29 protein-coding genes are annotated in these 23,737 nt (G+C 65.4%); 8 read left to right on the top strand and 21 right to left on the bottom strand.

Annotated features, from left to right (window positions below):
- The first annotated feature begins 53 nt into the window (after positions 1-53).
- Both ACQY5K_RS09400 and vapC read left to right on the top strand, forming a co-directional pair.
- On the top strand, positions 54-263 hold the full coding sequence (locus ACQY5K_RS09400; RefSeq protein ID WP_420446279.1) for a type II toxin-antitoxin system VapB family antitoxin: 210 nt from the start codon (positions 54-56) through the stop codon (positions 261-263).
- Positions 260-697, top strand: coding sequence for a type II toxin-antitoxin system VapC family toxin (gene vapC, locus ACQY5K_RS09395; protein ID WP_428122355.1), 438 nt, complete (start codon positions 260-262; stop codon positions 695-697). Before ACQY5K_RS09400 ends, vapC begins: the two co-directional genes overlap by 4 nt.
- 187 nt (positions 698-884) lie before the next feature.
- Here vapC and ACQY5K_RS09390 read toward each other — a convergent pair whose 3' ends face one another.
- The 3 genes from ACQY5K_RS09390 to ACQY5K_RS09380 are packed head-to-tail and all read right to left on the bottom strand — an operon-like array spanning position 885 to position 2,236.
- On the bottom strand, positions 885-1,430 hold the full coding sequence (locus ACQY5K_RS09390) for a plasmid pRiA4b ORF-3 family protein (protein WP_428122352.1): 546 nt from the start codon (positions 1,428-1,430) through the stop codon (positions 885-887).
- Positions 1,409-1,615 (bottom strand): hypothetical protein, encoded by a 207-nt coding sequence (locus ACQY5K_RS09385; RefSeq protein WP_428122350.1) that lies wholly within the window; start codon positions 1,613-1,615, stop codon positions 1,409-1,411. The genes ACQY5K_RS09390 and ACQY5K_RS09385 overlap by 22 nt, the downstream gene beginning before the upstream one ends.
- A 33-nt stretch (positions 1,616-1,648) precedes the next feature.
- Positions 1,649-2,236 carry a TIGR02391 family protein gene (locus ACQY5K_RS09380; protein WP_428122348.1) on the bottom strand — a complete coding sequence of 196 codons (588 nt, stop codon included), beginning with the start codon at positions 2,234-2,236 and terminating at the stop codon, positions 1,649-1,651.
- Positions 2,237-2,491: 255 nt separating this feature from the next.
- On the opposite strand from ACQY5K_RS09380, the gene ACQY5K_RS09375 reads away from it, so the two are divergent.
- The 3 genes from ACQY5K_RS09375 (at position 2,492) to ACQY5K_RS09365 (ending at position 4,895) form a co-directional block, all read left to right on the top strand.
- Positions 2,492-3,370, top strand: a complete 879-nt coding sequence (locus ACQY5K_RS09375) for an IS5 family transposase (RefSeq protein ID WP_428122345.1) — start codon at positions 2,492-2,494, stop codon at positions 3,368-3,370.
- Positions 3,371-3,513: 143 nt separating this feature from the next.
- Complete coding sequence (locus tag ACQY5K_RS09370) at positions 3,514-3,837, top strand: hypothetical protein (protein WP_428114711.1); 324 nt, start codon at positions 3,514-3,516, stop codon at positions 3,835-3,837.
- A 104-nt stretch (positions 3,838-3,941) separates the two neighbouring features.
- A complete protein-coding gene (locus tag ACQY5K_RS09365) occupies positions 3,942-4,895 on the top strand; it encodes a transposase (RefSeq protein ID WP_428114710.1) in 954 nt (317 codons plus the stop codon).
- A gap of 6 nt (positions 4,896-4,901) precedes the next feature.
- On the opposite strand, the gene ACQY5K_RS09360 is transcribed toward ACQY5K_RS09365, so the two are convergent.
- From ACQY5K_RS09360 to ACQY5K_RS09335, 6 genes are all read right to left on the bottom strand, one after another.
- The gene (locus ACQY5K_RS09360) at positions 4,902-5,057 is read right to left on the bottom strand and encodes a hypothetical protein (RefSeq protein ID WP_428122343.1); all 156 of its coding nucleotides are present in this window, start codon (positions 5,055-5,057) and stop codon (positions 4,902-4,904) included.
- 308 nt (positions 5,058-5,365) lie between these two features.
- Complete coding sequence (locus tag ACQY5K_RS09355) at positions 5,366-6,676, bottom strand: IS1380 family transposase (protein ID WP_428122340.1); 1,311 nt, start codon at positions 6,674-6,676, stop codon at positions 5,366-5,368.
- A 129-nt stretch (positions 6,677-6,805) separates the two neighbouring features.
- The gene (locus ACQY5K_RS09350; protein WP_428122338.1) at positions 6,806-7,684 is read right to left on the bottom strand and encodes an IS5 family transposase; all 879 of its coding nucleotides are present in this window, start codon (positions 7,682-7,684) and stop codon (positions 6,806-6,808) included.
- 107 nt (positions 7,685-7,791) lie between these two features.
- Positions 7,792-8,745, bottom strand: coding sequence for a transposase (locus tag ACQY5K_RS09345; protein WP_428114710.1), 954 nt, complete (start codon positions 8,743-8,745; stop codon positions 7,792-7,794).
- Positions 8,746-8,849: 104 nt separating this feature from the next.
- On the bottom strand, positions 8,850-9,173 hold the full coding sequence (locus tag ACQY5K_RS09340) for a hypothetical protein (protein WP_428114711.1): 324 nt from the start codon (positions 9,171-9,173) through the stop codon (positions 8,850-8,852).
- Between the two features lie 298 nt (positions 9,174-9,471).
- Positions 9,472-10,782, bottom strand: a complete 1,311-nt coding sequence (locus ACQY5K_RS09335) for an IS1380 family transposase (RefSeq protein ID WP_428122336.1) — start codon at positions 10,780-10,782, stop codon at positions 9,472-9,474.
- 433 nt (positions 10,783-11,215) lie between these two features.
- Between ACQY5K_RS09335 and ACQY5K_RS09330 the strand changes: the two genes are divergently transcribed.
- The gene (locus tag ACQY5K_RS09330; RefSeq protein WP_428122334.1) at positions 11,216-11,500 is read left to right on the top strand and encodes a hypothetical protein; all 285 of its coding nucleotides are present in this window, start codon (positions 11,216-11,218) and stop codon (positions 11,498-11,500) included.
- A 48-nt stretch (positions 11,501-11,548) separates the two neighbouring features.
- Here the strand turns inward: ACQY5K_RS09330 and ACQY5K_RS09325 are convergent, their stop codons facing one another.
- The 4 genes from ACQY5K_RS09325 to ACQY5K_RS09310 all read right to left on the bottom strand — a co-directional run bounded on the left by ACQY5K_RS09325 (position 11,549) and on the right by ACQY5K_RS09310 (position 14,643).
- The gene (locus tag ACQY5K_RS09325; protein ID WP_428122332.1) at positions 11,549-11,692 is read right to left on the bottom strand and encodes a hypothetical protein; all 144 of its coding nucleotides are present in this window, start codon (positions 11,690-11,692) and stop codon (positions 11,549-11,551) included.
- Positions 11,693-12,357: 665 nt separating this feature from the next.
- Positions 12,358-12,900, bottom strand: coding sequence for a hypothetical protein (locus ACQY5K_RS09320; RefSeq protein WP_428122330.1), 543 nt, complete (start codon positions 12,898-12,900; stop codon positions 12,358-12,360).
- Positions 12,901-12,982: 82 nt separating this feature from the next.
- Positions 12,983-13,456, bottom strand: coding sequence for a Zn-ribbon domain-containing OB-fold protein (locus ACQY5K_RS09315; RefSeq protein ID WP_428122328.1), 474 nt, complete (start codon positions 13,454-13,456; stop codon positions 12,983-12,985).
- Positions 13,453-14,643, bottom strand: coding sequence for a thiolase C-terminal domain-containing protein (locus ACQY5K_RS09310; protein ID WP_428122326.1), 1,191 nt, complete (start codon positions 14,641-14,643; stop codon positions 13,453-13,455). The genes ACQY5K_RS09315 and ACQY5K_RS09310 overlap by 4 nt, the downstream gene beginning before the upstream one ends.
- Before the next feature lie 119 nt (positions 14,644-14,762).
- Between ACQY5K_RS09310 and ACQY5K_RS09305 the strand changes: the two genes are divergently transcribed.
- Positions 14,763-15,050: a chorismate mutase gene (locus ACQY5K_RS09305; RefSeq protein ID WP_428122324.1), complete on the top strand. Its 288-nt coding sequence runs from the start codon at positions 14,763-14,765 to the stop codon at positions 15,048-15,050.
- Positions 15,051-15,076: 26 nt separating this feature from the next.
- On the opposite strand, the gene ACQY5K_RS09300 is transcribed toward ACQY5K_RS09305, so the two are convergent.
- From ACQY5K_RS09300 to ACQY5K_RS09265, 8 genes are all read right to left on the bottom strand, one after another.
- Entirely contained in the window at positions 15,077-15,676 is a 600-nt protein-coding gene (locus tag ACQY5K_RS09300; protein ID WP_428122322.1) for an isochorismatase family protein, read from the bottom strand.
- A gap of 96 nt (positions 15,677-15,772) precedes the next feature.
- Positions 15,773-16,933 carry an amidohydrolase family protein gene (locus ACQY5K_RS09295; protein ID WP_428122319.1) on the bottom strand — a complete coding sequence of 387 codons (1,161 nt, stop codon included), beginning with the start codon at positions 16,931-16,933 and terminating at the stop codon, positions 15,773-15,775.
- A gap of 76 nt (positions 16,934-17,009) precedes the next feature.
- On the bottom strand, positions 17,010-17,384 hold the full coding sequence (locus tag ACQY5K_RS09290; RefSeq protein ID WP_428122317.1) for a hypothetical protein: 375 nt from the start codon (positions 17,382-17,384) through the stop codon (positions 17,010-17,012).
- A 228-nt stretch (positions 17,385-17,612) separates the two neighbouring features.
- Entirely contained in the window at positions 17,613-18,209 is a 597-nt protein-coding gene (locus ACQY5K_RS09285; protein ID WP_428122314.1) for a hypothetical protein, read from the bottom strand.
- Between the two features lie 58 nt (positions 18,210-18,267).
- Positions 18,268-18,474, bottom strand: coding sequence for a hypothetical protein (locus ACQY5K_RS09280; RefSeq protein WP_428122312.1), 207 nt, complete (start codon positions 18,472-18,474; stop codon positions 18,268-18,270).
- Positions 18,475-18,631: 157 nt separating this feature from the next.
- Positions 18,632-20,329 carry an N-acyl-D-amino-acid deacylase family protein gene (locus tag ACQY5K_RS09275; RefSeq protein ID WP_428122310.1) on the bottom strand — a complete coding sequence of 566 codons (1,698 nt, stop codon included), beginning with the start codon at positions 20,327-20,329 and terminating at the stop codon, positions 18,632-18,634.
- 123 nt (positions 20,330-20,452) lie between these two features.
- The gene (locus ACQY5K_RS09270; RefSeq protein ID WP_428122307.1) at positions 20,453-20,884 is read right to left on the bottom strand and encodes a nuclear transport factor 2 family protein; all 432 of its coding nucleotides are present in this window, start codon (positions 20,882-20,884) and stop codon (positions 20,453-20,455) included.
- 140 nt (positions 20,885-21,024) lie between these two features.
- The gene (locus ACQY5K_RS09265) at positions 21,025-22,254 is read right to left on the bottom strand and encodes an aspartate aminotransferase family protein (protein WP_428122305.1); all 1,230 of its coding nucleotides are present in this window, start codon (positions 22,252-22,254) and stop codon (positions 21,025-21,027) included.
- A 222-nt stretch (positions 22,255-22,476) separates the two neighbouring features.
- On the opposite strand from ACQY5K_RS09265, the gene ACQY5K_RS09260 reads away from it, so the two are divergent.
- The gene (locus ACQY5K_RS09260; RefSeq protein WP_428122303.1) at positions 22,477-23,703 is read left to right on the top strand and encodes a pyridoxal-phosphate-dependent aminotransferase family protein; all 1,227 of its coding nucleotides are present in this window, start codon (positions 22,477-22,479) and stop codon (positions 23,701-23,703) included.
- Positions 23,704-23,737: the final 34 nt, after the last annotated feature.

Genomic DNA, 23,737 nt, shown 5'->3' with positions numbered 1-23,737 from the left:
GCCGCTGAGTGCCCCGTCGATGTAGCGGCCGGCGAGTAGTGTATTATTAGTGTATGGCACGCACAAACATCGACATCGACGAGGCGGCGTGTTCGCGCGTCATGGTGCGATACGGGCTCACCAGCAAACGGGCAGCCGTGAACTTCGCCTTGGAACTGGCTGCGGAGGAACCCATGTCCCTGGACGAAGCGCTTGCCATGAGGGGTAGCGGTTGGGAAGGTGACTTGGAAGCGATGCGTGGAGGCAGGATCGAACACTTGTGATCCAGTCACGGCCAAGGGCGCGTCCAGCGGTCGCGACAGTTCTCGTCGAGACGTCCGCTTGGGTCGCGTACCTGCGGGATGATCACGGTCGCATTTCTGACGCCGTGGCATCGGCATTGGCCGGAGGCGCGCTCACCTGCGATGCCATCCGTATGGAGCTTCTGGCTGGTGCTCGCAATGAAGTCCACGTAGCCCGGTTACGTGCGCTGCTTGGGCGCGCTCACGTCGTTCCTACGAACACGATCGACTACCAGCGCGCCGCACTGCTGTACCGAACGTGTCGGCAGTCAGGCTCGACCGTGCGCAACATGATCAACTGTCTCATTGCGGCAATTGCCATCAGGAACGGCGCGGAAGTGCTTCATGCCGATCGTGACTTCACGGCGCTCGCACGCCACACTCAGCTGCGCGTCCATCCGGCATCGCTGAATTGATCGATATTGGGCGTCGCAAAGAATGTGACCTGACAAGAGCCTCGGCTCAAGCGGCCTGAGTGCATTGTGCGTCGTGCTGGCCGGTGGTGCCCAGTCCATCGGAATGTTCCGAGGGGGCAGACTGCCGAGCAGCGGCAGTCCCGCGGCGATTCAGGATTCAGTCGCAGCCGTCCGGCCAGGTTGGTGACTACATGGCTCGGGTCGCCTCAACGGGATCGAAGTGCGCTGGGTTGAAGCCATGCCCGAGCCATTCGGTCAACTCCTGATGGTCCGGATGTTGCTTGTCGGCGATCGCCTCGAGCAGATTCGCGTAGCCCCACCAGCCGCCGCAATCTTCAGGCGGGCACGCCCGGCGACCGGCAACGCAGCGTGGGTAGGTCACGCCTGCCTCGGCGGGCGCTATTGCTTCGACGAGGATGTCATGCTCCCAACCGTCGCCGAAGTCATAGTCCCATCGCATCTTTGCGCCCACTTCGCCGAGCACTGTGCCGAGTCGGTACTTGGACTCGTCGCGGGACTGACGGCCAAACGGAGAGTCGTCGAATGGTCCAGGTCGCTGGTAGGTGACGCCGTCGATCTCGAACGAATGGAGGTGGTAGCCCTCCCAGCCCATCCCCCTCACCAGAAGGCCGGCGAGATTGTGAAGGGCGATATTGGACGGCACTTCGATGCGGCGCCAAACACGAGGCTTGACGGACTTCAGAGAGATCTTCAGCGTGTGGACGGTTGCCATGTGCGGAGCACCTCGGTTCGGACGGGATCGAAGATGCCGTGCAGGATGCCGACGATAACGAATTCGCCGGATTCCTCATCGCTGAGACACCGGTCGACGATTGCGTCGTTCCCGACGAGCCGAGCGATCAGCCGACGCTTGACACGGCCAAGAGCGCCAGGGCGAAACTTGTCGAAATCGTTCACACGTTCCGGCTCCCGGATGGCCTCCTCGCGGCGTCAGGAGACCCGTGCGATCGTCGCATCATCGAGTCGGCGCTGCACCATGGAAATTGCCGTGAGCGCCTCAAGCAGTTCGTCGTCGCTGATCTTGCGGCGCAGCCTTGGGTCGTGAGCCAGCGGGTTTCGGTAGAGGCCCAACAGCCCGATCGCGAAGTTGGCGAGGCCTGATTGCTCGCTGCGATCCGACGGTGTGCGGCCAGCGTTGATGGCGACGGCGGGACCACTCGACGGAGTGAGCGTTGCGTTGATCAAGTCCGCGCCATCGTCGACACGACCCGTGAGCACGCGGAGGCGATCTGGAATGCTCTTCGCAGCCTCGTGCTCTGCGTGAAAGTTGGCCCTTCGCAGAAGCTCATCAGTGCAGTAACGCAGGACATCGGGATGGGTGCCGCGTCGACGGAGCTCGGTACGCAGGCTGCCGGCTCGCCGAGCGGCCTCGTCAAGAGTCGTCGCCGCACCGTCTCGCAGGTGCGCCACCTGGCCATCGTCTTTGACGCTCAAACCCGTATGCACAAGTACCTCGTTGAGGTCGTCTTGCCGACGGCTACGCAGCGCGGGATCGTTCCGGTACTTGACCGGCAACATCGCTACCCGAATGAACGCCACAACACAGTTGCCGGCACCGTCCTGGGCTTGTCCGTCCGCGAGCGCCTAGTAGAGCCGATCGCGCTTGGTGATGGTGGGGCTTACGTCGGGAATACGGACATCCGCGAGAGTGCGTCCGATCTCGCTTCCAGTCAGGCCGTAGTGCGTTTCACCCTAAGAGGCCGCGCGGATTGGCCATCCACGGGTTGGCTGGTTCCCCGGTGTATTGGTCGGGTTGTCCGAACAAGACAACCCGTGGAGGCCGGTTTCATCATGCGCGCTTTGGAGTCTGAGGTGGTGGATGTGATCTGGGCGGCGGTGGAGCCGATGCTGCCGGTGCGGCCGGTTCGTGACCTTGGCAGGGGGCATCGGCCCCGGATATCGGACCGGCTGTGCTTTTGGGGGATCCTGGTGCGGCTGGCCACGGGCTGCTCGTGGCAGTGCGCGGAGGCGCTGCTGGGATGGCAGGTGTCGGACACGACGCTGCGGTCGCGCCGCGACGAGTGGGTCGCTGCGGGCGTGTTCGAGCGGATCGCGGCCGAAGCGATCGCCGCCTATGACCGGATCGTGGGTCTCGACCTCGATGACGTGTGCATCGACGGGTCCACCCACAAAGCTCCCTGCGGTGGGGAAGGGACCGGCAAAAGCCCCGTTGACCGGCGCAAATCAGGCTGGAAGTGGTCGATCGCGATCGACGGGGCGGGGATCCCGGTCGGGTGGGCCGCCGCGGGCGCGAACCGCAACGACATCATGCTGTTCGACCCGACCGTGGCCGAGATCGAACGGCGGGGGCTGCATCACGACACCGAGACCTTGCACCTCGACCGCGGCTACTGGGGCGCCCGCGTCGACCGGTCAGCCGCCGCGGCGGGCATCTGCGATCTGGTGCGGCCCCCCAAACGCAGACCCGGCCACGACGGCCCCGCAGAACCGGTCACAGCGCCGCTGGGGCTGCGCTGGCGCGTCGAGCGAACCAACTCATGGCTGTCCAACTACGGCCAGCTGCGACGAAACACCGACCGCAAACCCGAGCACCGCCTCGCCCAACTCGCCCTCGCCGTCGCCTTGATCATCGCCATCAAACTCATCGACCACCGCAACCGCTGGCAACCCCAACAACCACCTATCCGCTGATCCTCTAAGCCTGAATCCACCGATTGGCTGTTGGTGAGCGTGGGGTTTCTGGGCTTGTTGTGCGTCTGACTTTGCCGCGGAGGGTCCACCGAGGAATGAACCAAGTCTGATCGTGTTCTCGCTGACGCGTGAAGGAGCATCAGATGACTGTCAGCGAGGGTCGGCGTCGACCGAAGAAGCTGTCCGCGGAGACGAAGTGGGAGATCTACTTGCAGGTCGCGGGCGGAGAGATCACCCAGGCCGACGCCGCCCGGAAGTGGGGGGTCGATGTGTCGACGATCATCTCCATCCGCCGGACGGTGAAGGACGCGGCGCTGGCTGCGCTGGCCCGCAAACCGGGTCGCCCGGCCACCGAACGGAACTGGGAGCTCGAAGCGGCCCGGGCAGAGATCGGTCAGCTCACCGAGGCGATCAAGGTCCAAGCGATCGAGTTGGCCATTGTCCGGGGAAAATCCGGCTGGGACTGAACGGACCGGTCCCGGCGAGAGTCCCCGCCGAGGCCAAAGAGCTGGTCCTCAACACCGTCGACGACGCCGTTGCCGCCGGGTTCTGGCACACATGGGCCACCGGTGTGTGGCAGGTCTCCGACGACCGGGTGCACCGCTGGCGGGCCCGCCGACGCGAGCTGGGCACGCTCAGCGACCTCGCCCCGGGCGGCGCGCCGGTGCATGCGGTGCTGGCCGACGAAGTCGCGGAGGTCCTCGCTGTCGCTGAAGAGTGGGGACCGGTCGACCGGTCGCACCGCAAGCTCGCCCACCGCGGTTCCTATGTGGGCCGGGTGTGGGTGGCCCCCTCGACGTTTCGGCGCGTTCTGGCTGCCCACGGGCTTGTGCTGCCCGAACAGCCGCCGACACCACGGCGGCCCAAGACGCCGTGGCCCCACTGGCTGGTCTGGGAACCGAACAGGATCTGGATCTGGGACGTCACCCACTTCGGGCGGGCCCGGCGCTGCGTGTTCGCCATCGTCGACATGGTCTCCCGCTACTGGATCACCACCCTGGTCTCGACCGAGGAGACCTCCACCCAAGTGCGCGTCATCTTCGACCAGGCGCTGCTAGCCCAAGATCTCGACGAGCTGCTCACCGACGACCGCCTCGATCTCGACATCGACGACCCCGACCGGCCGATCCTGCTCGCCGTGTCCGACAACGGCCCGGCCATGACCAGCCACGACACCCGCGCCTACATGGCGATGATGGCCATCGCCCAACACCACGGCCGACCCCACACCCCCACCGACCAAGCCTGGATCGAGAGTTTCTTCGGGCACATCAAGCACGAATGGCCCCACCTCGACGAGATCACCGACCCGGCGTTGCTCGACACAGAGCTGGCACGCATCCGGATCGACTACAACGAAGTCCGGCTGCACGAAGCGCTCGGCTACGTCACCCCCGACGACGAACACCACCAACGAGGAGAACCGATCCGCGAGGCCCGCCGGCAAGGCCTCCAACGAGCCCGCACACGACGGCTCGACCACAACCGCCGGACCACCACCAACAACCCCGAGAACACAGCATGACTTGGTTCATTTCTCAGCCGATCTCCGCGGAAGACTCAGACACACCTCAAGGCCCAGACGGGCCATCAGCGTTCCCGCCAGGATCAGGCCCGCGTTGGCCACCAGGCCCTCATGATCGAACGTCGTTGCGAACCGGTCCAGACTGCGCGATGATCCAGACACAAAAAGTGCCTCCTGTTTTTGAGACGAATGTGACAACGAACATCACAATCGTCGCAGATCAGGAGGCCTTTTTCGCGGACGCGGCAACCCACACACACCCACCGAATCGGTGGATTCAGGCTAAGCCTGAATCCACCGATTGGCCTTTGGTGGGCGCGGGTTTCCCGGGTCGGTGGCGGGTTGGGGTGGCGTCGGGTTGTTGGGGGTGTGGTTTGGTGTGTTTGGGCGTGTTCGGCTGGGGGTGCGGGTGTGGTTCGGGGTTGTCGACGCTGGGTTTGTGTGGGGGCGTCAGTTCCGGGCTGTTCGGGTCAGCCGGAGGGTCCGGGCAGAGCCCTGAGAGCGTTGAGTGTGGCTGTGAATTGTGTTTCCCAGGGCCAGCGGGCGGGGTATCGCAGGGTGGGTGTGCCGGATCGGTTGACTGCCACGGCGGCGAGGGCGACGAGTCGGGTGCGGCGCGAGCGGTTGGTGGCCGCCGGCGAGCCGGCGAGCGTGTCGGTCCAGTGGCCGATGTTGTGGGCGAGCGCTGCGCAGGCGAGCGGTGCGCAGTTCGCTGCGTAGTGGCCTGAGGGGACGTGTTCGAGCCCGGTGCCTTCTTTGAGGTCGCGGATGGCGAGCTCGACCACGGCGTGGGCGCGGTGGAACTCGTCCGCGGCGGCGGTGTCGTGTTCGGTGTTGGCGTTGAATGCGTGGTGTCGCCAGTCGGGCCGCAGTCGTTGCTGTGCGCTGTTGGTGAGGCGGGTGCGGCGCACCACGAGGCGAACGGTGCGCTTGGCTTTGCCGCGGCCGGTGGCATAGGTCGTCTCGGCGACTTGGGCGTGGCCGCTGTTGGTGTAGTCGATGTCGGCCCACGCGTCGTCGCGGATCGCTTGGATCGCTGTGCGCACAGAGGATCTGAGGGCGACGGTGATCGACCATTTGATGTCGTGGGCGTCGAGACGGTCGATCAGTTTCCATGACCAGAATCCCGAGTCGGCGCGCACCGTGGTCGGCCCGGTCGCCCCGGCGCGTCGCAGGCTTGCGACGAGCTCGTCGGCGAAGCGCACCACGCCTCGCGACGACCCCGCGGAGCCTTTGCGCATGCGTGCGCCGAGCACCTCGCGGGTGTCGGCGCGTGCGGCGAGCAGCGGGTGATAGCCGAGCTTTTTGGTGTAGCCGTACGCGGCTCCTTGTTTTTGTTTGCCGTGGACCTCGCAGACCGTGGAGTCCACATCGACCACCAGCGGCGCCTCGCCGGGGCCCGCGCCCAGTCCCCATGCACGAGCCAGCGTGCGCGACAGCACCGCTTCGAGCTGGCGGACGTGACCGAACGTGAACGTCCGCAAGAACGACCCCACCGTGGACGGCGCCATCGGTGTGAACCCCAGCACCCGACCGGTGCCGCCGGCGCGCAGCATCTCGACATGATCGATGTGAGTGGCCCCCGCGAGCATCGCGGCGACCACGGTGAGAATCTTGGGGCCCGGGTTCGCCGAACCCGTGCGCACCCACCGCTCGATCAGCGCCGAAACACCCAAACGGTCCATCAGCGTTCCCGCCAGGATCAGGCCCGCGTTGGCCACCAGGCCCTCATGATCGAACGTCGTTGCGAACCGGTCCAGCCTGCGCGATGATCCAGACACAAAAAGTGCCTCCTATTTTTGAGACGAACGTGGATATCGACATCACAATCGTCGCAGATCAGGAGGCCTTTTTCGCGGACGCGGCAACCCCCACACACCCACCACACCGGTGGATTCAGGCTAAGAGCGTTAGCGGGTTGGGCGGTTGTGGGGTTGCCAGCGGTTGCGGTGGTCGATGAGTTTGATGGCGATGATCAAGGCGACGGCGAGGGCGAGTTGGGCGAGGCGGTGCTCGGGTTTGCGGTCGGTGTTTCGTCGTAGCTGGCCGTAGTTGGACAGCCATGAGTTGGTTCGCTCGACGCGCCAGCGCAGCCCCAGCGGCGCTGTGACCGGTTCTGCGGGGCCGTCGTGGCCGGGTCTGCGTTTGGGGGGCCGCACCAGATCGCAGATGCCCGCCGCGGCGGCTGACCGGTCGACGCGGGCGCCCCAGTAGCCGCGGTCGAGGTGCAAGGTCTCGGTGTCGTGATGCAGCCCCCGCCGTTCGATCTCGGCCACGGTCGGGTCGAACAGCATGATGTCGTTGCGGTTCGCGCCCGCGGCGGCCCACCCGACCGGGATCCCCGCCCCGTCGATCGCGATCGACCACTTCCAGCCTGATTTGCGCCGGTCCACGGGGCTTTTGCCGGTCCCTTCCCCACCGCAGGGAGCTTTGTGGGTGGACCCGTCGATGCACACGTCATCGAGGTCGAGACCCACGATCCGGTCATAGGCGGCGATCGCTTCGGCCGCGATCCGCTCGAACACGCCCGCAGCGACCCACTCGTCGCGGCGCGACCGCAGCGTCGTGTCCGACACCTGCCATCCCAGCAGCGCCTCCGCGCACTGCCACGAGCAGCCCGTGGCCAGCCGCACCAGGATCCCCCAAAAGCACAGCCGGTCCGATATCCGGGGCCGATGCCCCCTGCCAAGGTCACGAACCGGCCGCACCGGCAGCATCGGCTCCACCGCCGCCCAGATCACATCCACCACCTCAGACTCCAAAGCGCGCATGATGAAACCGGCCTCCACGGGTTGTCTTGTTCGGACAACCCGACCAATACACCGGGGAACCAGCCAACCCGTGGATTGAGGTGTGTCTGAGTCTTCCGCGGAGATCGGCTGAGAAATGAACCAAGTCATGCTGTGTTCTCGGGGTTGTTGGTGGTGGTCCGGCGGTTGTGGTCGAGCCGTCGTGTGCGGGCTCGTTGGAGGCCTTGCCGGCGGGCCTCGCGGATCGGTTCTCCTCGTTGGTGGTGTTCGTCGTCGGGGGTGACGTAGCCGAGCGCTTCGTGCAGCCGGACTTCGTTGTAGTCGATCCGGATGCGTGCCAGCTCTGTGTCGAGCAACGCCGGGTCGGTGATCTCGTCGAGGTGGGGCCATTCGTGCTTGATGTGCCCGAAGAAACTCTCGATCCAGGCTTGGTCGGTGGGGGTGTGGGGTCGGCCGTGGTGTTGGGCGATGGCCATCATCGCCATGTAGGCGCGGGTGTCGTGGCTGGTCATGGCCGGGCCGTTGTCGGACACGGCGAGCAGGATCGGCCGGTCGGGGTCGTCGATGTCGAGATCGAGGCGGTCGTCGGTGAGCAGCTCGTCGAGATCTTGGGCTAGCAGCGCCTGGTCGAAGATGACGCGCACTTGGGTGGAGGTCTCCTCGGTCGAGACCAGGGTGGTGATCCAGTAGCGGGAGACCATGTCGACGATGGCGAACACGCAGCGCCGGGCCCGCCCGAAGTGGGTGACGTCCCAGATCCAGATCCTGTTCGGTTCCCAGACCAGCCAGTGGGGCCACGGCGTCTTGGGCCGCCGTGGTGTCGGCGGCTGTTCGGGCAGCACAAGCCCGTGGGCAGCCAGAACGCGCCGAAACGTCGAGGGGGCCACCCACACCCGGCCCACATAGGAACCGCGGTGGGCGAGCTTGCGGTGCGACCGGTCGACCGGTCCCCACTCTTCAGCGACAGCGAGGACCTCCGCGACTTCGTCGGCCAGCACCGCATGCACCGGCGCGCCGCCCGGGGCGAGGTCGCTGAGCGTGCCCAGCTCGCGTCGGCGGGCCCGCCAGCGGTGCACCCGGTCGTCGGAGACCTGCCACACACCGGTGGCCCATGTGTGCCAGAACCCGGCGGCAACGGCGTCGTCGACGGTGTTGAGGACCAGCTCTTTGGCCTCGGCGGGGACTCTCGCCGGGACCGGTCCGTTCAGTCCCAGCCGGATTTTCCCCGGACAATGGCCAACTCGATCGCTTGGACCTTGATCGCCTCGGTGAGCTGACCGATCTCTGCCCGGGCCGCTTCGAGCTCCCAGTTCCGTTCGGTGGCCGGGCGACCCGGTTTGCGGGCCAGCGCAGCCAGCGCCGCGTCCTTCACCGTCCGGCGGATGGAGATGATCGTCGACACATCGACCCCCCACTTCCGGGCGGCGTCGGCCTGGGTGATCTCTCCGCCCGCGACCTGCAAGTAGATCTCCCACTTCGTCTCCGCGGACAGCTTCTTCGGTCGACGCCGACCCTCGCTGACAGTCATCTGATGCTCCTTCACGCGTCAGCGAGAACACGATCAGACTTGGTTCATTCCTCGGTGGACCCTCCGCGGCAAAGTCAGACGCACAACACGATGGCCAATCCGCGCGGCCTCTAAGCCTGAATCCACCGATTGGCTGTTGGTGAGCGTGGGGTTTCTGGGCTGGTGGCGGGTTGGGGTCGCGTCGGGTTGTTGGGGGTGTGGTTTGGTGTGTTTGGGCGTGTCGGGCTGGGGGTGCGGGTGTGGTTCGGGGTTGTCGACGCTGGGTTTGTGTGGGGGCGTCAGTTCCGGGCTGTGCCGTTTAGCCGGAGGGTCCGGGCAGAGCCCTGAGAGCGTTGAGTGTGGCTGTGAATTGTGGTGCCCAGGGCCAGCGGGCGGGGTATCGCAGGGTGGGTGTGCCGGAGCGGTTGACTGCCACGGCGGCGAGTGCGACGAGTCGGGTGCGGCGCGAGCGGTTCGTGGCCGCCGGCGCGCCGGCGAGCGTGTCGGTCCAGTGGCCGATGTTGTGGGCGAGCGCTGCGCAGGCGAGCGGTGCGCAGTTCGCGCCGTAGTGGCCTGAGGGGACGTGTTCGAGCCCGGAGCCTTCTTTGAGGTCGCGGATGGCGAGCTCGACCACGGCGTGGCCGCGGTGGAACTCGTCAGCGGCGGCGGTGTCGTGTTCGGTGTTGGTGATGAATGCGTGGTGTCGCCAGTCGGGCCGCAGTCGTTGCTGTGCGCCCTGGGCGAGGCGGGTGCGGCGCACGACGAGGCGCACGGTGCGCTCCGTTTTGCCGCGGCCGGTGACGTAGGCGGTTTCGGCGACTTGGGCGTGGCCGCTGTTGGTGTAGGCGATGTCGGCCCATGCGTCGTCGCGGATTGCTTGGATCGCTGTGCGCACAGAGGATCTGAGGGCGACGGTGATCGACCATTTGATGTTGTGGGCGTCGAGGCGGTCGATCAGTTTGCGGGACCAGAATCCCGAGTCGGCGCGCACTGTGGTCGGCCCGGCGGTCCCAGCGCGCCTGAGGCTGGCGACGAGCTCGTCGACGAAGCGCACCACGCCTCGCGAGGACCCCGCGGAGCCTTTGCGCATGCGGGCGGCGAGCACCTCGCGGGTGTCGGCGCGTGCGGCGAGCAGCGGGTGATAGCCGAGCACGCTGGTGTAGCCGTACGCGGCTCCTTGTTTTTGTTTGCCGTGGACCTCGCAGACCGTGGAGTCCACATCGACCGTCAGCGGCGCACGGCCCGGGCCCGCTCCCAGCCCCCATGCACGAGCGAGCGTGCGCGACAGCACCGCGTCGAGCTGGCGGGCGTGACCGAACGTGAACGTCCGCAAGAACGACCCCACCGTGGACGGCGCCATCGGTGTGAACCCCAGCACCCGACCGGTGCGCCCGGCGCGCAGCATCTCGACGTGATCGATATGGGTGGCCCCCGCGAGCATCGCGGCGACCACCGTGAGGATCTTGGGGCCCGGGTTCGCCGAACCCGTGCGCACCCACCGCTCGATCAGCGCCGAAAGGCCCAGACGGTCCATCAGCGTTCCCGCCAGGATCAGGCCCGCGTTGGCCACCAGGCCCTCATGATCGAACGTCGTTGCGAACCGGTCCAGCCTGCGCGATGATCCAGACACAAAAAGTGCCTCCTGTTTTTGAGACGAACGTGAATATCGACATCACAATCGTCGCAGATCAGGAGGCCTTTTTCGCGGACGCGACCACCCCCGCACACCCACCACACCGGTGGATTCAGGCTAAGGCTGGCGTCGGCCCTGCGGATGTGCCCACAAACGCGTTCCGGCCGCGTCCCAAGCCCAGCAAGCCGCAGGACGGCAGCGAGAACTAGATCTCTTCGGCGTACCTCAGAGCTGCTCCGCGGCGAACTGCGATCCGAGATCGTTGCCCGTGTCCTTCTCGAGTGAGGCGGCTGTCTGATCTCTTGTCGCAGCGCATGCCCGGACAGCCACCGACCGAGGAGGCCCTCCTAGACATTCTCACCCGGCTGGCTATGACGTCGGCGTTGGGCCTTGCAATACAGTCGTTTGGTCAGGGTATTGGAGAGGACTGATGGCGTTGTCTAGGACGTTTGATTTCCTCATCGCCTTCGATCACGACGCGAGGGCACAGCTCAGCCTTGAGCAATTCAGTGACACCACGCGAGCGCTCAAGGCTTACAGCGAGCGCGAGGAGCAGTACCGGAGCAATCCCCGGGTGGAGGTTGTGTTGCTGGGAGCGGACTCGATGGACGCCATCAAGGTCACACATTCCAACTATTTCGAAGACACTGTCGATGCCCTCGACAATCTGCGGGCGAGCCTCGGTGTGAGTCCGAAGCCAGCGCCAAGTCCCTGACCTCGTCGATCTTGCACGACGCGCTGCAGCGTCCGCGCTCAACTCGGTCTAGGAGGCGGACGCCTGCCATTGGACGAGTGTGAAGGGCGGGCTGCCGTCGTCGTGGTCCTCGAAGACTGCCTCGACGGCGCTGCTGATGTTGCAGATGCTCAAAATGAAGTTGACCATCTCGCTGTGTTTCTGCGCTTGCACTCAACCCTCCGCTCTGGCGTGGATACGGCGTTGCAGGTGCCCCGCTGCTTGGCTCGCGGACTCCGGAACTTGAGGAGTCGCGTTCGCTGCGAGATGGTATTCGTATCGGCTTCGCACGGTGCCCGTCGCCTCCCAGCGACGTGCGCTGTGAGGGGAGCGAAGTTGTGAGTTCTGGAGCCCGCTCGATTCAGCGACGCGCCGAACGACGCGGCACTCGTGAAGGGCGATCCAAGTCAATGGGGCGCGGACCAATCTGCGAAAAAGCGGGCACAGCGGTATCGAAGACCTCCTGATCTCCGAAGATGAGTCGTCAGCCCTCGTCGGAAAGTTCAATCCGGCTCGGAGGTGGTGGCTCTTCGTGCTTTACCTCGGTTGGCTCCACGCTTGGCAAGTCCGGAAGAGGTGGGGGTGTGCTCTCCGACTCTGGGGCAGGAGGTTGGGCGGGAGCTTCCTCGTTATCCACGGCGTTCAGTACGGTCTCGCTGACGTTGCGCGAGATCTCGGTAGTGCTGTGTGTCGCCTCGTTCGACGAGCGTAGGGGCGACGGGTGGCAGATCTGGCAGCGGTGGAGGCTCTGCTGGTTGATTCGACGGAGCCGGGTCGTTCTGTGGTGCGGGCGTCTCGCTGCCGCTCCCGTCGGAAGTTCGATGTGGCATGGATTCACCCTACCCAACGAATGACGACCACAAGACGACGGCGCTGAGGGTGAGCAGCACGAGGGCGAGGACGAAGCTGCGCTGCGCACGGCGGACCTGTGTCTCGTTTGCTGCGAAGACTTCCTGGTGTGAGCGAACCAGCACCCATCGAAAATCATGTGCGTCGGCTCCAAGCCGGTATGGGCCGCTGATGAGTTCTTCAATACTGGGCCCTGCTTGCCAGTCGCGGGGCCGCAAGACGCCGTAGGTGGCCCACAAGCCGCCGAGCAGCAGAAGGCAGGCGACGGTCGCGCGTACCAGCGGAATACTGCCTTCGAGTCTCGTCAGTGCTAGAGCGGTCGCCGGCAATGAGATGCCCAAGAACAGGGCAGCAACACGGCGAACATATTCCAGGCGCTCGTCCTGTTCCCGACGCTGTCGCAACACCTCCGCCAAGATCAAGTCGATGGTCTCGCGACGGTTGGCGATGACTTGTTCGGCTGAAAGATCCGTGGAGGTCGGATAGGTCCCCGATGTGGCCTCGCTCGTTCGAACCACTGGCTTCTTCGACATGCGGCGGAGCACCCAGGTACTTCTACATGATCCGCCAGCGATCTTCGGAATCGGTTTCTGTCACGGTCCGAGGCAGACTGTTTCAGCCGTTGCTAGTAGCGACCTGCCATTGGACGAGGGTGAAGGGTGGGCTGCCGTCGTCGTGGTCCTCGAAGACGGCCTTGACGTCGCTGCCGATGACGATGTCGGCCATCGGGTCGCCGAGAAGGTTGCCCAGCATCCGCAGGTTGTCGGCGTGGGGGAGCTCGACGAGCACCACGATGTAGGGGCCGTGGTTGGCGAGCGCTGGATGCACCGGGTGATAGACGCGCTGCCACGAGTAGATGCGGGCGGCGGGCTCGACGGCCACCCATTCGACGTCGAGCGACTGGCAGGCGTGGCACATCCACTCGGGACCCCACTGATGCGTGCCGCAATCGGCGCAGCGTTGCACCCGCAGTTCGTGTTCGCGGGTGCCTTCCCAATACGGAAGGTCGAGGCCGTCGCGCATCGGTGCCGGCTGGGTGAGGCCCTTCGGCAGGTAGGTGTTGCCGTTGCCGCTCGATGCGGTGCTCATCGCAGTGCCTCGGCGGTGCCGTAGATAGCCGTCGATGCGATCTCGACCATTGGGCCGGCGTTGGACAGCGAGACCTTTACATCGCGCACTTGGTTCGTGGAGTCGCCGCGCACCTGCCGGACTGCTTCTATCTGCATTCCGAGGCCGTGCATGTAGCACTCGGCGAGATTGCCGCCGCTGGTGTTCAGCGGGAGCGATCCGCCGTCTGCTCGCAAGTTCTCGAACGTCAGCATTTCGTTGGCGTTCTCGTAGGTGCACAGACCATGCTCGATCAAGCTCATCACGACGGCGCCGGTGAAGTTCTCGTAGCTCTGCACCACGTCGACGTCTTCGGGTGCCACACCTGCCTGCTCGTAGAGATGTTGTGCCGCGAACTTGAAGCTCGAGGTTGCGTAATCGGTCGGGTTGTGGACCCACGCTCCGGAGCGATGCCCGCCGCTCTGCTGGGCCGCCAGCACCAGCACGGGGGTGTCGCTGAGGTCAGCGGCTCGCTCAGCGGAGGTGACGACCATGGCGGCGGCACCGTCGTTCTCTAGGCAGCAGTCGTAGAGGCGAAACGGTTCGGTGATCCAGCGCGCCGAGTCGTACGTCTCTGCGTCCAGCGGCCGGCCGTGCATGACCGCCCGGGGGTTGTTCTGTGCGTGGTGATATGCGGCCAGTGCCACGGCTCGCATCGTCGACCGGTCGATGTCGTGCTCGTGCATGAGCCGGGTCGTGCGCATGGCATACACCTGCGCCGGGCTCATGACGCCGTAGGGAATGGTGTAGGCGTACTCGCCGCTGATCGCCGGCCGCCGCCCGCCTTGGCCGAACCGTCCGTACTGCCCTTGGGCAAGTCCGCGGTAGGCGATGACCACGTTCGCTGAACCGGCGAGCACCGCGCCGGCGGCGTTCTGCACGACGCCTGCTGCACCGCCCCCGCCGCCGCCCCACTGCATGTTCGAGTAGCGCAGCTCAGATAAGCCCAACGCATTCGCCAGCCGGGCTGGCGTGTTGCGGTCGTTGCTGTAGGAGCAGAAGCCGTCGATTTCCCGTGGGTTGATGCCGGCGTCTTCGCAGGCAGCCAGGATCGCCTTGAGCACCAGCACGAATTCCGGATCGGGCGATTGACCTCGTTTGTAATAGGTGGTCTCGCCGACTCCCGCGACAGCGGTACGACCGCGCAACCCTTGACCCGAAGCACTCACGGCGCAAACCGTAGCCAAGTGATGCCCGGTGCCGCCCGAGTGCGCAGCGGCACAGCGCGGCTGGGCGTCGGCTGCCGATCCGGTGGTTGTTGTGGCTCGATGGGCTAGAAACAGGGCCGATGTCCGACGACGAGCTCGCTGCCTACCGCCGCAGCATCGACGAGGTCGACGCTGCCCTGGTTCGCCTGCTTGCAGAGCGATTCCGCATCACGCACGCCGTCGGCATGCACAAGGCGGCCAATGGAATGCCGCCGGTCGATCCGATACGTGAGCACGAGCAGATCGACGGGTTGCGCCAGCTCGCCACCGAAGAGGGCCTCGACCCCGACTTCTGCGAGAAGTTCGTGCACTTCGTAATGGACGAGGTCATCCGCAACCACATTCGCATCGCCGAGACGAACTCCTAAGACCCCCCGGCTCGGGGGATGACGGCTCAGCGAGAGGCGATGACGGTGATTCCGGCGTCGGCTAGTTGGGTGCGCGCGACGGCGTCAGTCTCAGGAGCGACGGAGGCCACGAGGTCATCAAGCACCGTGGTGGCGTAGCCGTTAGCGGCGGCATCGACGGCGGTGGCGCGCACGCAGTGGTCGAATGCCAGCCCAACTACGTCGACGTTGGTGATGCCCGCAGCGGCCAGCACGTCGTCCAGAGTCCGACCGTTGTCGTCGATGCCTTCGAAACCGGAATACGCGGCGGCGTCCATGCCCTTGCGCAGCCTGGCATCAATCCGATCAACGACCGGGTCGAGTGCGGGATGCAACTCAGCCTCGGCGGTGCCGGCCACGCCGTGCGGAGGCCACGTGTCGACGAAATCAGGCTCGTTGCTGAAGTGGTCGCCGGGGTCGATGTGCCAGTCCTGGGTAGTCACCACCAAGTCGTAGCCGTGCTCGCCGGCCAGCAGGTCCGCCACTCGCGCGGCCACGTCATTGCCGCCTTCCACGGGCAAGGCGCCGCCTTCGCAAAAGGTCGGTTGCACATCCACCACGAGCAGGGCCGTACGGGACTGCCCACGTTGGTTCGAGTTCTCAGCCATGTCTGCTCTCCTGCGCCGCGATTCATGCCGCTGGACGCGGCTCCCGCAGCGCTCTGTGGCTGAATCTACCGCCGGCCCGCGTGGGCCTCAGCAGCGCTAGACGCCGAGCAGGAATGAGGCGTTGCCAGCCCAGAACGGCGAAGTGGCGCCTGCGCTGAGCCCAGCTGTCGTAAACGAAGCCTGGAACTCGGAGATCGGGTCGCGGCCGCCTTCGGGGTGCGGCCAGTCGGACGAGAACAGGAACAGCTCAGGTCCGCAGTTCGACACCAGCCAGCCCACGTCCTCGAAGTGCCACGGCGTGAATCGCACTTGGCGCCGGATGTAGTCCGAGGGGGCCATGGTCAGCTTGGCCAACTCGGGCTCGTGTCGTCCGAACGCCAAGACGGCGTTGTCGAGCGAGCGCAGCAGGTTCGGCACCCACCCCGCACCTAGTTCGATGAGCCCGCACCGCAACGCGGGGAACTGCTCGAAGATGCCGTCCATCACCATGCACGACAGCAGGTTCTCGGCATCGTGGAACAGGTTCAGGAAATCCTTCGCGCGCAGGTTCTCACCGCCGCCGACGAAGTCCTTGCCGGGGTTCCGGCCGTTGTTGTGGTACGTCTTCGGCAGCTGGTTGCCGCCGTTGGGCCCCAGGTGCATGAGCACGGGCACGCTCGCTTCGGACAGCAGCGCCCACAGGGGATCGAAGTCCGGATGTGTCGGGCTCAGCTCAGTTGGCACGCCGTGGGGAATCCACGCAGCCCGACACCCAGCCTCGATGGCCTCGCGGGCGCATTCAATCGTCCGTTCCGGATCCTCGAGCGGCACAAACGCCACACCGAGCAGCCGCGGGTCGACCGAGCAGAAGTCCGCGATACCGCGGTTGTGCGCCGAGGCGCCGCCGTACACCAAGTCGAGGTCTTTGCGCCCATGGAACTGGGTGTGCGCAAACGTCGTGAACACCAGTTGGCTGGCGAATCCCAGCTGGTCGAGAGCTCCCACACGCTCGTTGGCATCCATGGAGCCATAGGCGAAGTAGCCCTTCGGCCCGTTGACCACGTCGGCCACCAGCTTCGCCGTCTCGTCGGGATCGTTGCGCCGCTCCCAGCACTGTTCCACGAGTTCGAGCGTGGCCGTGTCGCCCCCGCCAGCCAGGCTGAGATCTCTCAGCTTCTCAGCAGTCGCCCCATCGGCGTAGTTCGCCAGCCAGTCCACCGGTTCCATGAGGTGGCTGTCGGTGTCATGAATGAATCGCTCACCGGCGTAGGTCGTCATAGTTCCCCCTGGGCTGTTGTTTCCGTCGCCTAGTAGGCCCGACCAGTCTCGCATTAGAGGCCGCCGTTCGCGGCGTTCATGGACCGCTCCTCTTGTGAACATTGAGAGACTCGGTCAGTTCGGCGATCTCTTCGTACTCGAGTGCTTCGGCCTCGCTCTCCGTCAAGCCAGAAGCGAGTGTTTCGAATTTGTAGTCGACTCCTGCCGCCACAAGCCTGCTCATCTTCTTCGAGCCGCCGGTGAGTCTCGTGTCGCCTGAGACATGCTCTGTCACTCTGACCCCGACTAGCCGGCTGGTGATGCCCACGTACTGCTGACCGTTCTCGAAACTGAGTCGATAGACCTTCCAGCGGCGGCTTGGTGGTTGCGGTGTGTCGGCTGGCGTCTCAAGAGACCGATATTCGAGTTCAAGCGTGAGTCTCTTCTCGTTGAGTCGACCGAGCTCGGCCATCGATGCACCAACCTTTCGTTGGCGCTTGTACTCATTGCGTGCCGCTTCGTACTTCTTCCAGCGGCTCGCGGCCTCGGCGCACGCTGAACAGGGTTCCTCGCCATGGTTCCTGTGACGTTGAAATGCTGCCCAAGTACCGCAGGGACGCCGCATGCGCCCCCCGACGTTCACGCGGGTTCGCTCGCCTCGCTCTTCCAGCGAGTACCCCTCAGCAACCACGCGCGGACCCTATCCGCTTGGCGCAGAGGCTGTCCATCCGAGGTCGCGTTGGACGCTCGCTGCTTCATCCGGGTTGCGGCGCACTGCAGCACGCAGTTGTTGAAGGTGGAACCGGTCCCGCGAGGCATCGAGCGCTCTCTGCCAGTTGGGGCGGGGAGTTACCAGTTCTTCGAGAATGCAGAACTCGATCAGATCTTCGAGACTCGGCCTGCACCTGCGTCCGCCAACCGGCAAATGGAGGTGCACTGGTCGGTTCTTGGAACGGTCGCTTGAGATGAGCATGCGCTGGAGGCCCTGCGCTTCACCGTCGATGTGGAGATGCGCTTCCGGGTACTTGTTGGGTGGATCCCGGACGTAGTCGTACGTGAGGGCAGCCGAGTTGCTGTCAGCAGTCGCGAGTGTGTACGAGCTCTTGTCTGTTGTGAGGTGCTGATTCGACTCGTCGAGCACGGGCGTGTGATGGAGAAGCAGCCGGAGTCGGGCCGGTGACCTTGCGAGATTCAGGTCAATTGCCTCGCCGTGGAGGTCGCTTTTCTTCAGCCGGTAGCCGATCACGGCGCGCCCTGAGGCATCCATCATCACTGAGAGACGGATGCCGTTAGTCACAGTGCCGTTGAGCGTTGCGGTCAGTTCTTCCGCGAAGGCTCTGGCCTGTCTCGGCAGGTCAGGCGGTTGACGGCTCAAAAGTCGAGACGATGAACCAAGTGCGCCGAGCGAGTTCGCTTGTGAAGCACCCCTCCGCCGCCTGTGCTTGGAGTTCTTCCCATGTGCAACCGGCCTCGGCGAGCGCGTTGTCGACCGCGATGCGCACCTCGTCGTCGTTCAGCACGATCACCTCGATGTCGTCGTACTGCGTGTCTGTGTCGCTCATCGGTGCGCCTCGTCGTTGTGCCAAGCGTGCTGACTGGCGTCGGCGCACCTGCTTTGGGCGTGGGCTCCGCTACGTATGTTCGCAGGTGGGTGTGCCATCAATGTAGCGGCACCGCCGCTATGGGCCGCGGTGCAAGGAGAATTCTTGCTGGGGCCGCTCAGCCGCCGTGGCGGAGGAGCTGGCCGCTGTAGGTCTCGGTTTGGGTGTCTTCGGAGATGGTTTCCTGGCCGTTCACGATGACGCTGCGGTAACCGCTGGCCCGCTGGACTCGCCGCCACTCGCCGCCCGGAAGATCGTGGACGACCTCGTTGGGCCCGATCTCGAGGTTCTCCGGGTCGTACACCAGCACGTCTGCGGGTCCGCCGTGGCGGATCAGGCCCCGGTCACGGAACCCGGCGAGCTGTGCGGGCAGCGCCGACAGGCGCCGGTGGGCTTCCTCGTAGGTAATCCAGTGGTTCTCGCGCACGTGGGAGGTCAGCGTCTCGGTGGGGTAGCGGCCCGCCGTGAGGAATTTGGTGTGCGCCCCGCCGTCGGACACGCCGAACAGCATGTGCGGGTACTGCACCACGTCACGCAGCAGGTTTGAGTTGCCCTGCGGCGGCGCCACGAAGAACAGCGTGTCCAGCCCGTCGGTCACCGCCACGTCGAGCATGAGATCCACTGGGTGCTTGCCGGCAATCTCGGCCGCTTGGCCCACCGACATCTCCCGGTACCGCTCGGTCGATTCGGTGCGCGGCGACAGGATCGTCACGGTCTCGAGCGGCGCGGTCGCCGTACGGGGCAGCGTGTCCTTGAGCGCCTGACGACGCTGCGGATCGGCCATCTTCACCAGCCGTTCGGCCTTGTCGCCCATGCAGGCTTCCATCCAGGCCTCGGAGTCGTCGTAGAGGTTCCAGTCTTCGAGGGTGAAGGTGAAGCCCGCATCGCTGGTGACGCCCTGGCCGTAAACCGGTACGCCCTGCTCGCGGCAGCGTTCCAGCCATTCGATCTGGCGGCGGTGGATGTTCGGCTTGTCCTCGAACGCCTGCACCACGTTGTGCAGCAGAGGACGGCCGCTGATCGATGCGATCTCCTCGAGGTGGGCGAGGTCGTGGGCCACGTTGCCGCTCGTGAGCGTCATCTGCACGACGCCCTCGTTGCGCTCGGCCAGAACCCGGGCCAGCACCAGTGCTGTCTCGTCGTTCATCATGTCGGTCGGCATCGGCGTGCCGTCCCAGTCGCGCTGTACCGCGGCGGGACCGGTCGGAGGCAGCCGCTGGGCAGACCAGCCACAACCGCCCGCATCCATCGCCTCGTGTACCAGCTTGGCCAGCATCTCGTGCTCGCCCACCGTCGGCATGCGGCCGTCCTTGGCGTCGTCGAGACCCAGCACCATCACCAGCATCGGCCCGATCGGCACGTACGGCAGGATGTTGAGCGCCTTGGGGGTGCGCTCGAGGCTGTCGAGGTATTCCGGGAACGTCACCCAGTCCCACGGCATGCCTTGGCGCATCGATTCGTAGGGAATGGCCTCGACCCGGGTCATCGAGCGCATGGCGTACTCGCGCATGTCGGGGTCGACTGGGGCGAATCCGAAGCCGCAGTTGCCGATGGCCACCGACGTAATGCCGTGCCAGCCCGACAGCGTGCAGTAGGGGTCCCAGAACACCTGCGCGTCGTAGTGGGTGTGCAGGTCGACGAAGCCGGGGGCGATGTGCATGCCCGAGGCGTCCACGACCTTGGCACCCTCGCGGGCGTCGACACGCCCTGTGGCGGCGATCTTGCTGCCCGCGATCCCGACGTCGCCGCGCACCCTGGGTGCTCCGGTGCCGTCGAAGATCATGCCGTCCTTGATGACGATGTCGTAAGTGCTCACGGCAGCCGCTCCTGATGCTCTTGGGTCTGTCTGTATTGATCGGTATTGATCGTGGTCGGTATTGATGGTGATCGATTGTGCCGAGTGAGGCCGTGGTCGTGCCCGAGGGCACAGCCGAGTCGGTCAGGCGTCGAGGTCCCAGCCCATCCGCTGTGCTGCGTACAGCGTGTCGGTGTATTCCTCCATGTGGGCGATCAAGCCGTCGCGGCAGTCGTACACCCAGCAGTACTGGTTGTCGTACTCGAGGCCAGTGGCCTTGGCGGTGGCCGTCAGCCGCTGCTGCACCACGGCGGTACCGCCGTCAACGATCATCCTGCGTACCTCGACGCTGATCGGCTGGGAGATGTCGAAGGTCTGCCTGACGACACGACCTCCCAAGGCCTCTACCACCTCGTTTGCCCCCGTCATCGTGTCGACGGCATTGCCCTGCGCGGCCGTGGGGGGCAGCACCCAGGTGACTTCAGGGTCGAGGCATTCCAGCATCGTGTTCTGATCGGCCGTTGTCAGCGCGGCGTAGTAACGCTCCATCAACGCCCGTGTCTCAGCAGTCTCCATGGTCGCTCAGCTTTCAACGGCCGTCATGCGCGCATCACAACCCGGGCGAGCCGGCCTTACCGCCCCAGTTGCGTCTGTCTCAGTCTCGCACCGACGAGCGCGCCCGTGCTCAGCTGCCCGGAGGCGCCTGCGAACCAGAGCTAGGCGGTGACCGGCGAGGTTGCTCGAATTGCGTCTTCGAGTCGGTCGAAGATCTGCCCGATCTCGGCGTCAGAAATGATGAGCGGCGGGCAGAACATGAGGGCGTTCGCGACCGGACGCGAGATGACGCCGCGCTTGAGAAACGCTTCACGAGTCTCGGCGGCGTCGTAGCCGAGATCGGCTGCCCAGATTGCCCCGAGGCCCCGGTAGCCCGCGAGCATTCCGTCGCCTTGCAGCGCCTGGAAGCCTTCTTCCATCTTGGTGCCGATGTAGCTCGCTCGCTCGACAAGTCCTTCCGACTCAATGACGCCGATGTTGGCGACACCAGCGGCGCATGCCGTGGGATGCCCCGAGTACGTGTAGCCGTGCATGAACTTCTCGGGGTCTGATTCCAGCAATTCGGCGATTTCGCGAGACACAACGACGCCCGACAGTGGGATATAGCCCGAGGTGACGCCCTTGGCGAATGTGAACATGTCAGGCGTCACGCCGAAGGTCTGACCGCCGAACCATGAGCCGGTGCGTCCGAAACCGCAGATCACCTCGTCGAAGATGAGCAGGGCGCCGTGCTCATCGCACAGGCGACGCAGGCCCTCGAAGTAACCGTCCGGCGGCAGGATCACGCCACCGGCACCCTGAATGGGCTCGGAGATGACGGCGGCGATACGGTCGCCGTGCTCGGCGAACAGCTGAGCCGCCGGCTCGACGTCGTCGTTGGGGATCTCGACCACGTGGGGAAGCAGATCGCCCCAGCCCGATCGGATCGGCTCGATGCCTTGCACGCTCGTGCCGCCGACGTTCACGCCGTGATAGCCGCCGGTGCGCCGCACGATGATCTGCCGGTCGGCGTCGCCGCGCAGTTGATGGATTCGCCGAGCGAACTTCAGCACCGTGTCGACAGCTTCGGAGCCCGAGCAGCCCAGAAACACGCGGCCGTCGGGATGCTGAGAGCGCGCACGCACCATCTCGGACACTTCGACAGCGGGGCCGTTCGAGAAAGGCGCGAACGTGTTGTACGTCTGCAGTTGTTCGAGCTGTGCGTTGATGGCGTCGATGACGGTGCGATTGCCATGGCCGATTTGACACAGCCACAGGCTGGCGAGTGCGTCGATGTACTCGTTTCCGGCGTCATCGCGCAGGATGACGCCCTCGCCCGAGACGATCTTGATGTACTCGTTCTCATGCTGTGCGAGGACCGAGAATGGGTGGATCAGTGCGCTGCCGCTCATCGAACAACTCCGCCTTCTGTTCTGGGAGATTGAGCGAAGCCTACGCCCGCCGCAAATGGCGGACCGGACCGCAATTGCGTCCATGCGTCAGTAGCGCCGCTCGGGTGTCGCCAGGTGCGGGCAGATGACATGCGAATGCGTGCAGGTCAGCGCCCAGGCCGTTCGTAGGCTTGGTGTTCTCGGCGGTGTGCTGTTGTTGCGTCATCGTCGAAGGGAGATGCAATGTCGATGCGATACGGACGTCCGCTGGTCATGATTCCCGGCCCGTCGGTCATTCCCGACCGGGTGCTGTCGGCCATGCACCGCTCGATCCCGAACATCTACGAAGGCGAGGTGGTGGACCTCACCTACTCCCTGCTGGAGCGGCTGCCGGTTCTGGCCCGCACCGAGCACCGGGCCTACATCTCCATCTCCAACGGCCATGGCGCTTGGGAGATGGCCATCACCAACACGCTGTCGCGTGGCGACAAGGTGCTCGTGCTCGAGGTGGGGCACTTCGCCACCAACTGGGCCGAGATGGCGGCTCAGAGCGGCGTCAAGTTCGAGGTGCTGCATGCGGCCGACCGGGCGGCGATCCACCCAGATGCCGTGACTGAACGGCTGCGAGCCGATGTCGGGCGGGAATTCGCCGCAGTGCTCGTTGCGCAGACCGACACTGCGTCGTCAGTGTGCAACGACATCGCCGCGGTGCGTCGTGCCATGGACGACGCCGACCACCCGGCCCTGCTGATGGCCGACTGCGTGGCCTCGCTGGGGTGCGAACTCTTCGAGATGGACGCGTGGGGTGTGGACGTCACGGTGGCCGGCAGTCAGAAGGGCCTGATGGTGCCACCGGGCCTCGGCATGGTGTGGGTCGGACCCAAGGCCTGGGAGGCCCACCAGCGAGCCGATCTCCGCACTGCGTATTGGGATTGGACGCGACGAACTGATCCCGATGCGCACTACTGGATCTTCTGCGGCACGCCGCCGGTCCAGCACCTCTGGGGCCTCGCCGAGGCGCTCGACATGATCGACGAAGAAGGCCTCGAAAACGTCTGGGAACGCCACCGCGTGATGGCAAGTGCGATACACGCAGCGGTCGAGGCGTGGTCCACACCCGGCGGCCTCGAGTTGAACGTGTTGGACCCTGCGCATCGGTCGAACTCCGTAACGATGATCAGAACCGGCGAGGTGTCGGCGCAGCAGCTGCGTGCCACGTGCGAGAGCGAAGCGGGCCTCACGCTGGGGCTCAGCATCACCGGCAACGCCGACGCCGAATTCCGCATCGGGCACATGGGCCATCTCAACCCGCCGATGCTGCTCGGCACGCTCGGCACCATCGAGGCCACGCTCGCGGCCATCGACGCGCCCACCGGCGCCTCCGGTGTGGCCGCGGCTGCCCAGGTCATCGCGCAGGCGACGACTCCGGCGCCCAAGCCGCCGCCCGGCCCCGAGGATCCCTGGTCCTGACCCAGCGACGAGACAGCCGCTCATCCAGCGACGC

The organism is Candidatus Poriferisodalis sp. (genome assembly GCF_965262965.1).
Classification (GTDB): domain Bacteria; phylum Actinomycetota; class Acidimicrobiia; order Acidimicrobiales; family Poriferisodalaceae; genus Poriferisodalis.
Note: the sequence above shows the minus strand (reverse complement) of the source record. Positions and strands in the feature narration are given on the sequence as shown.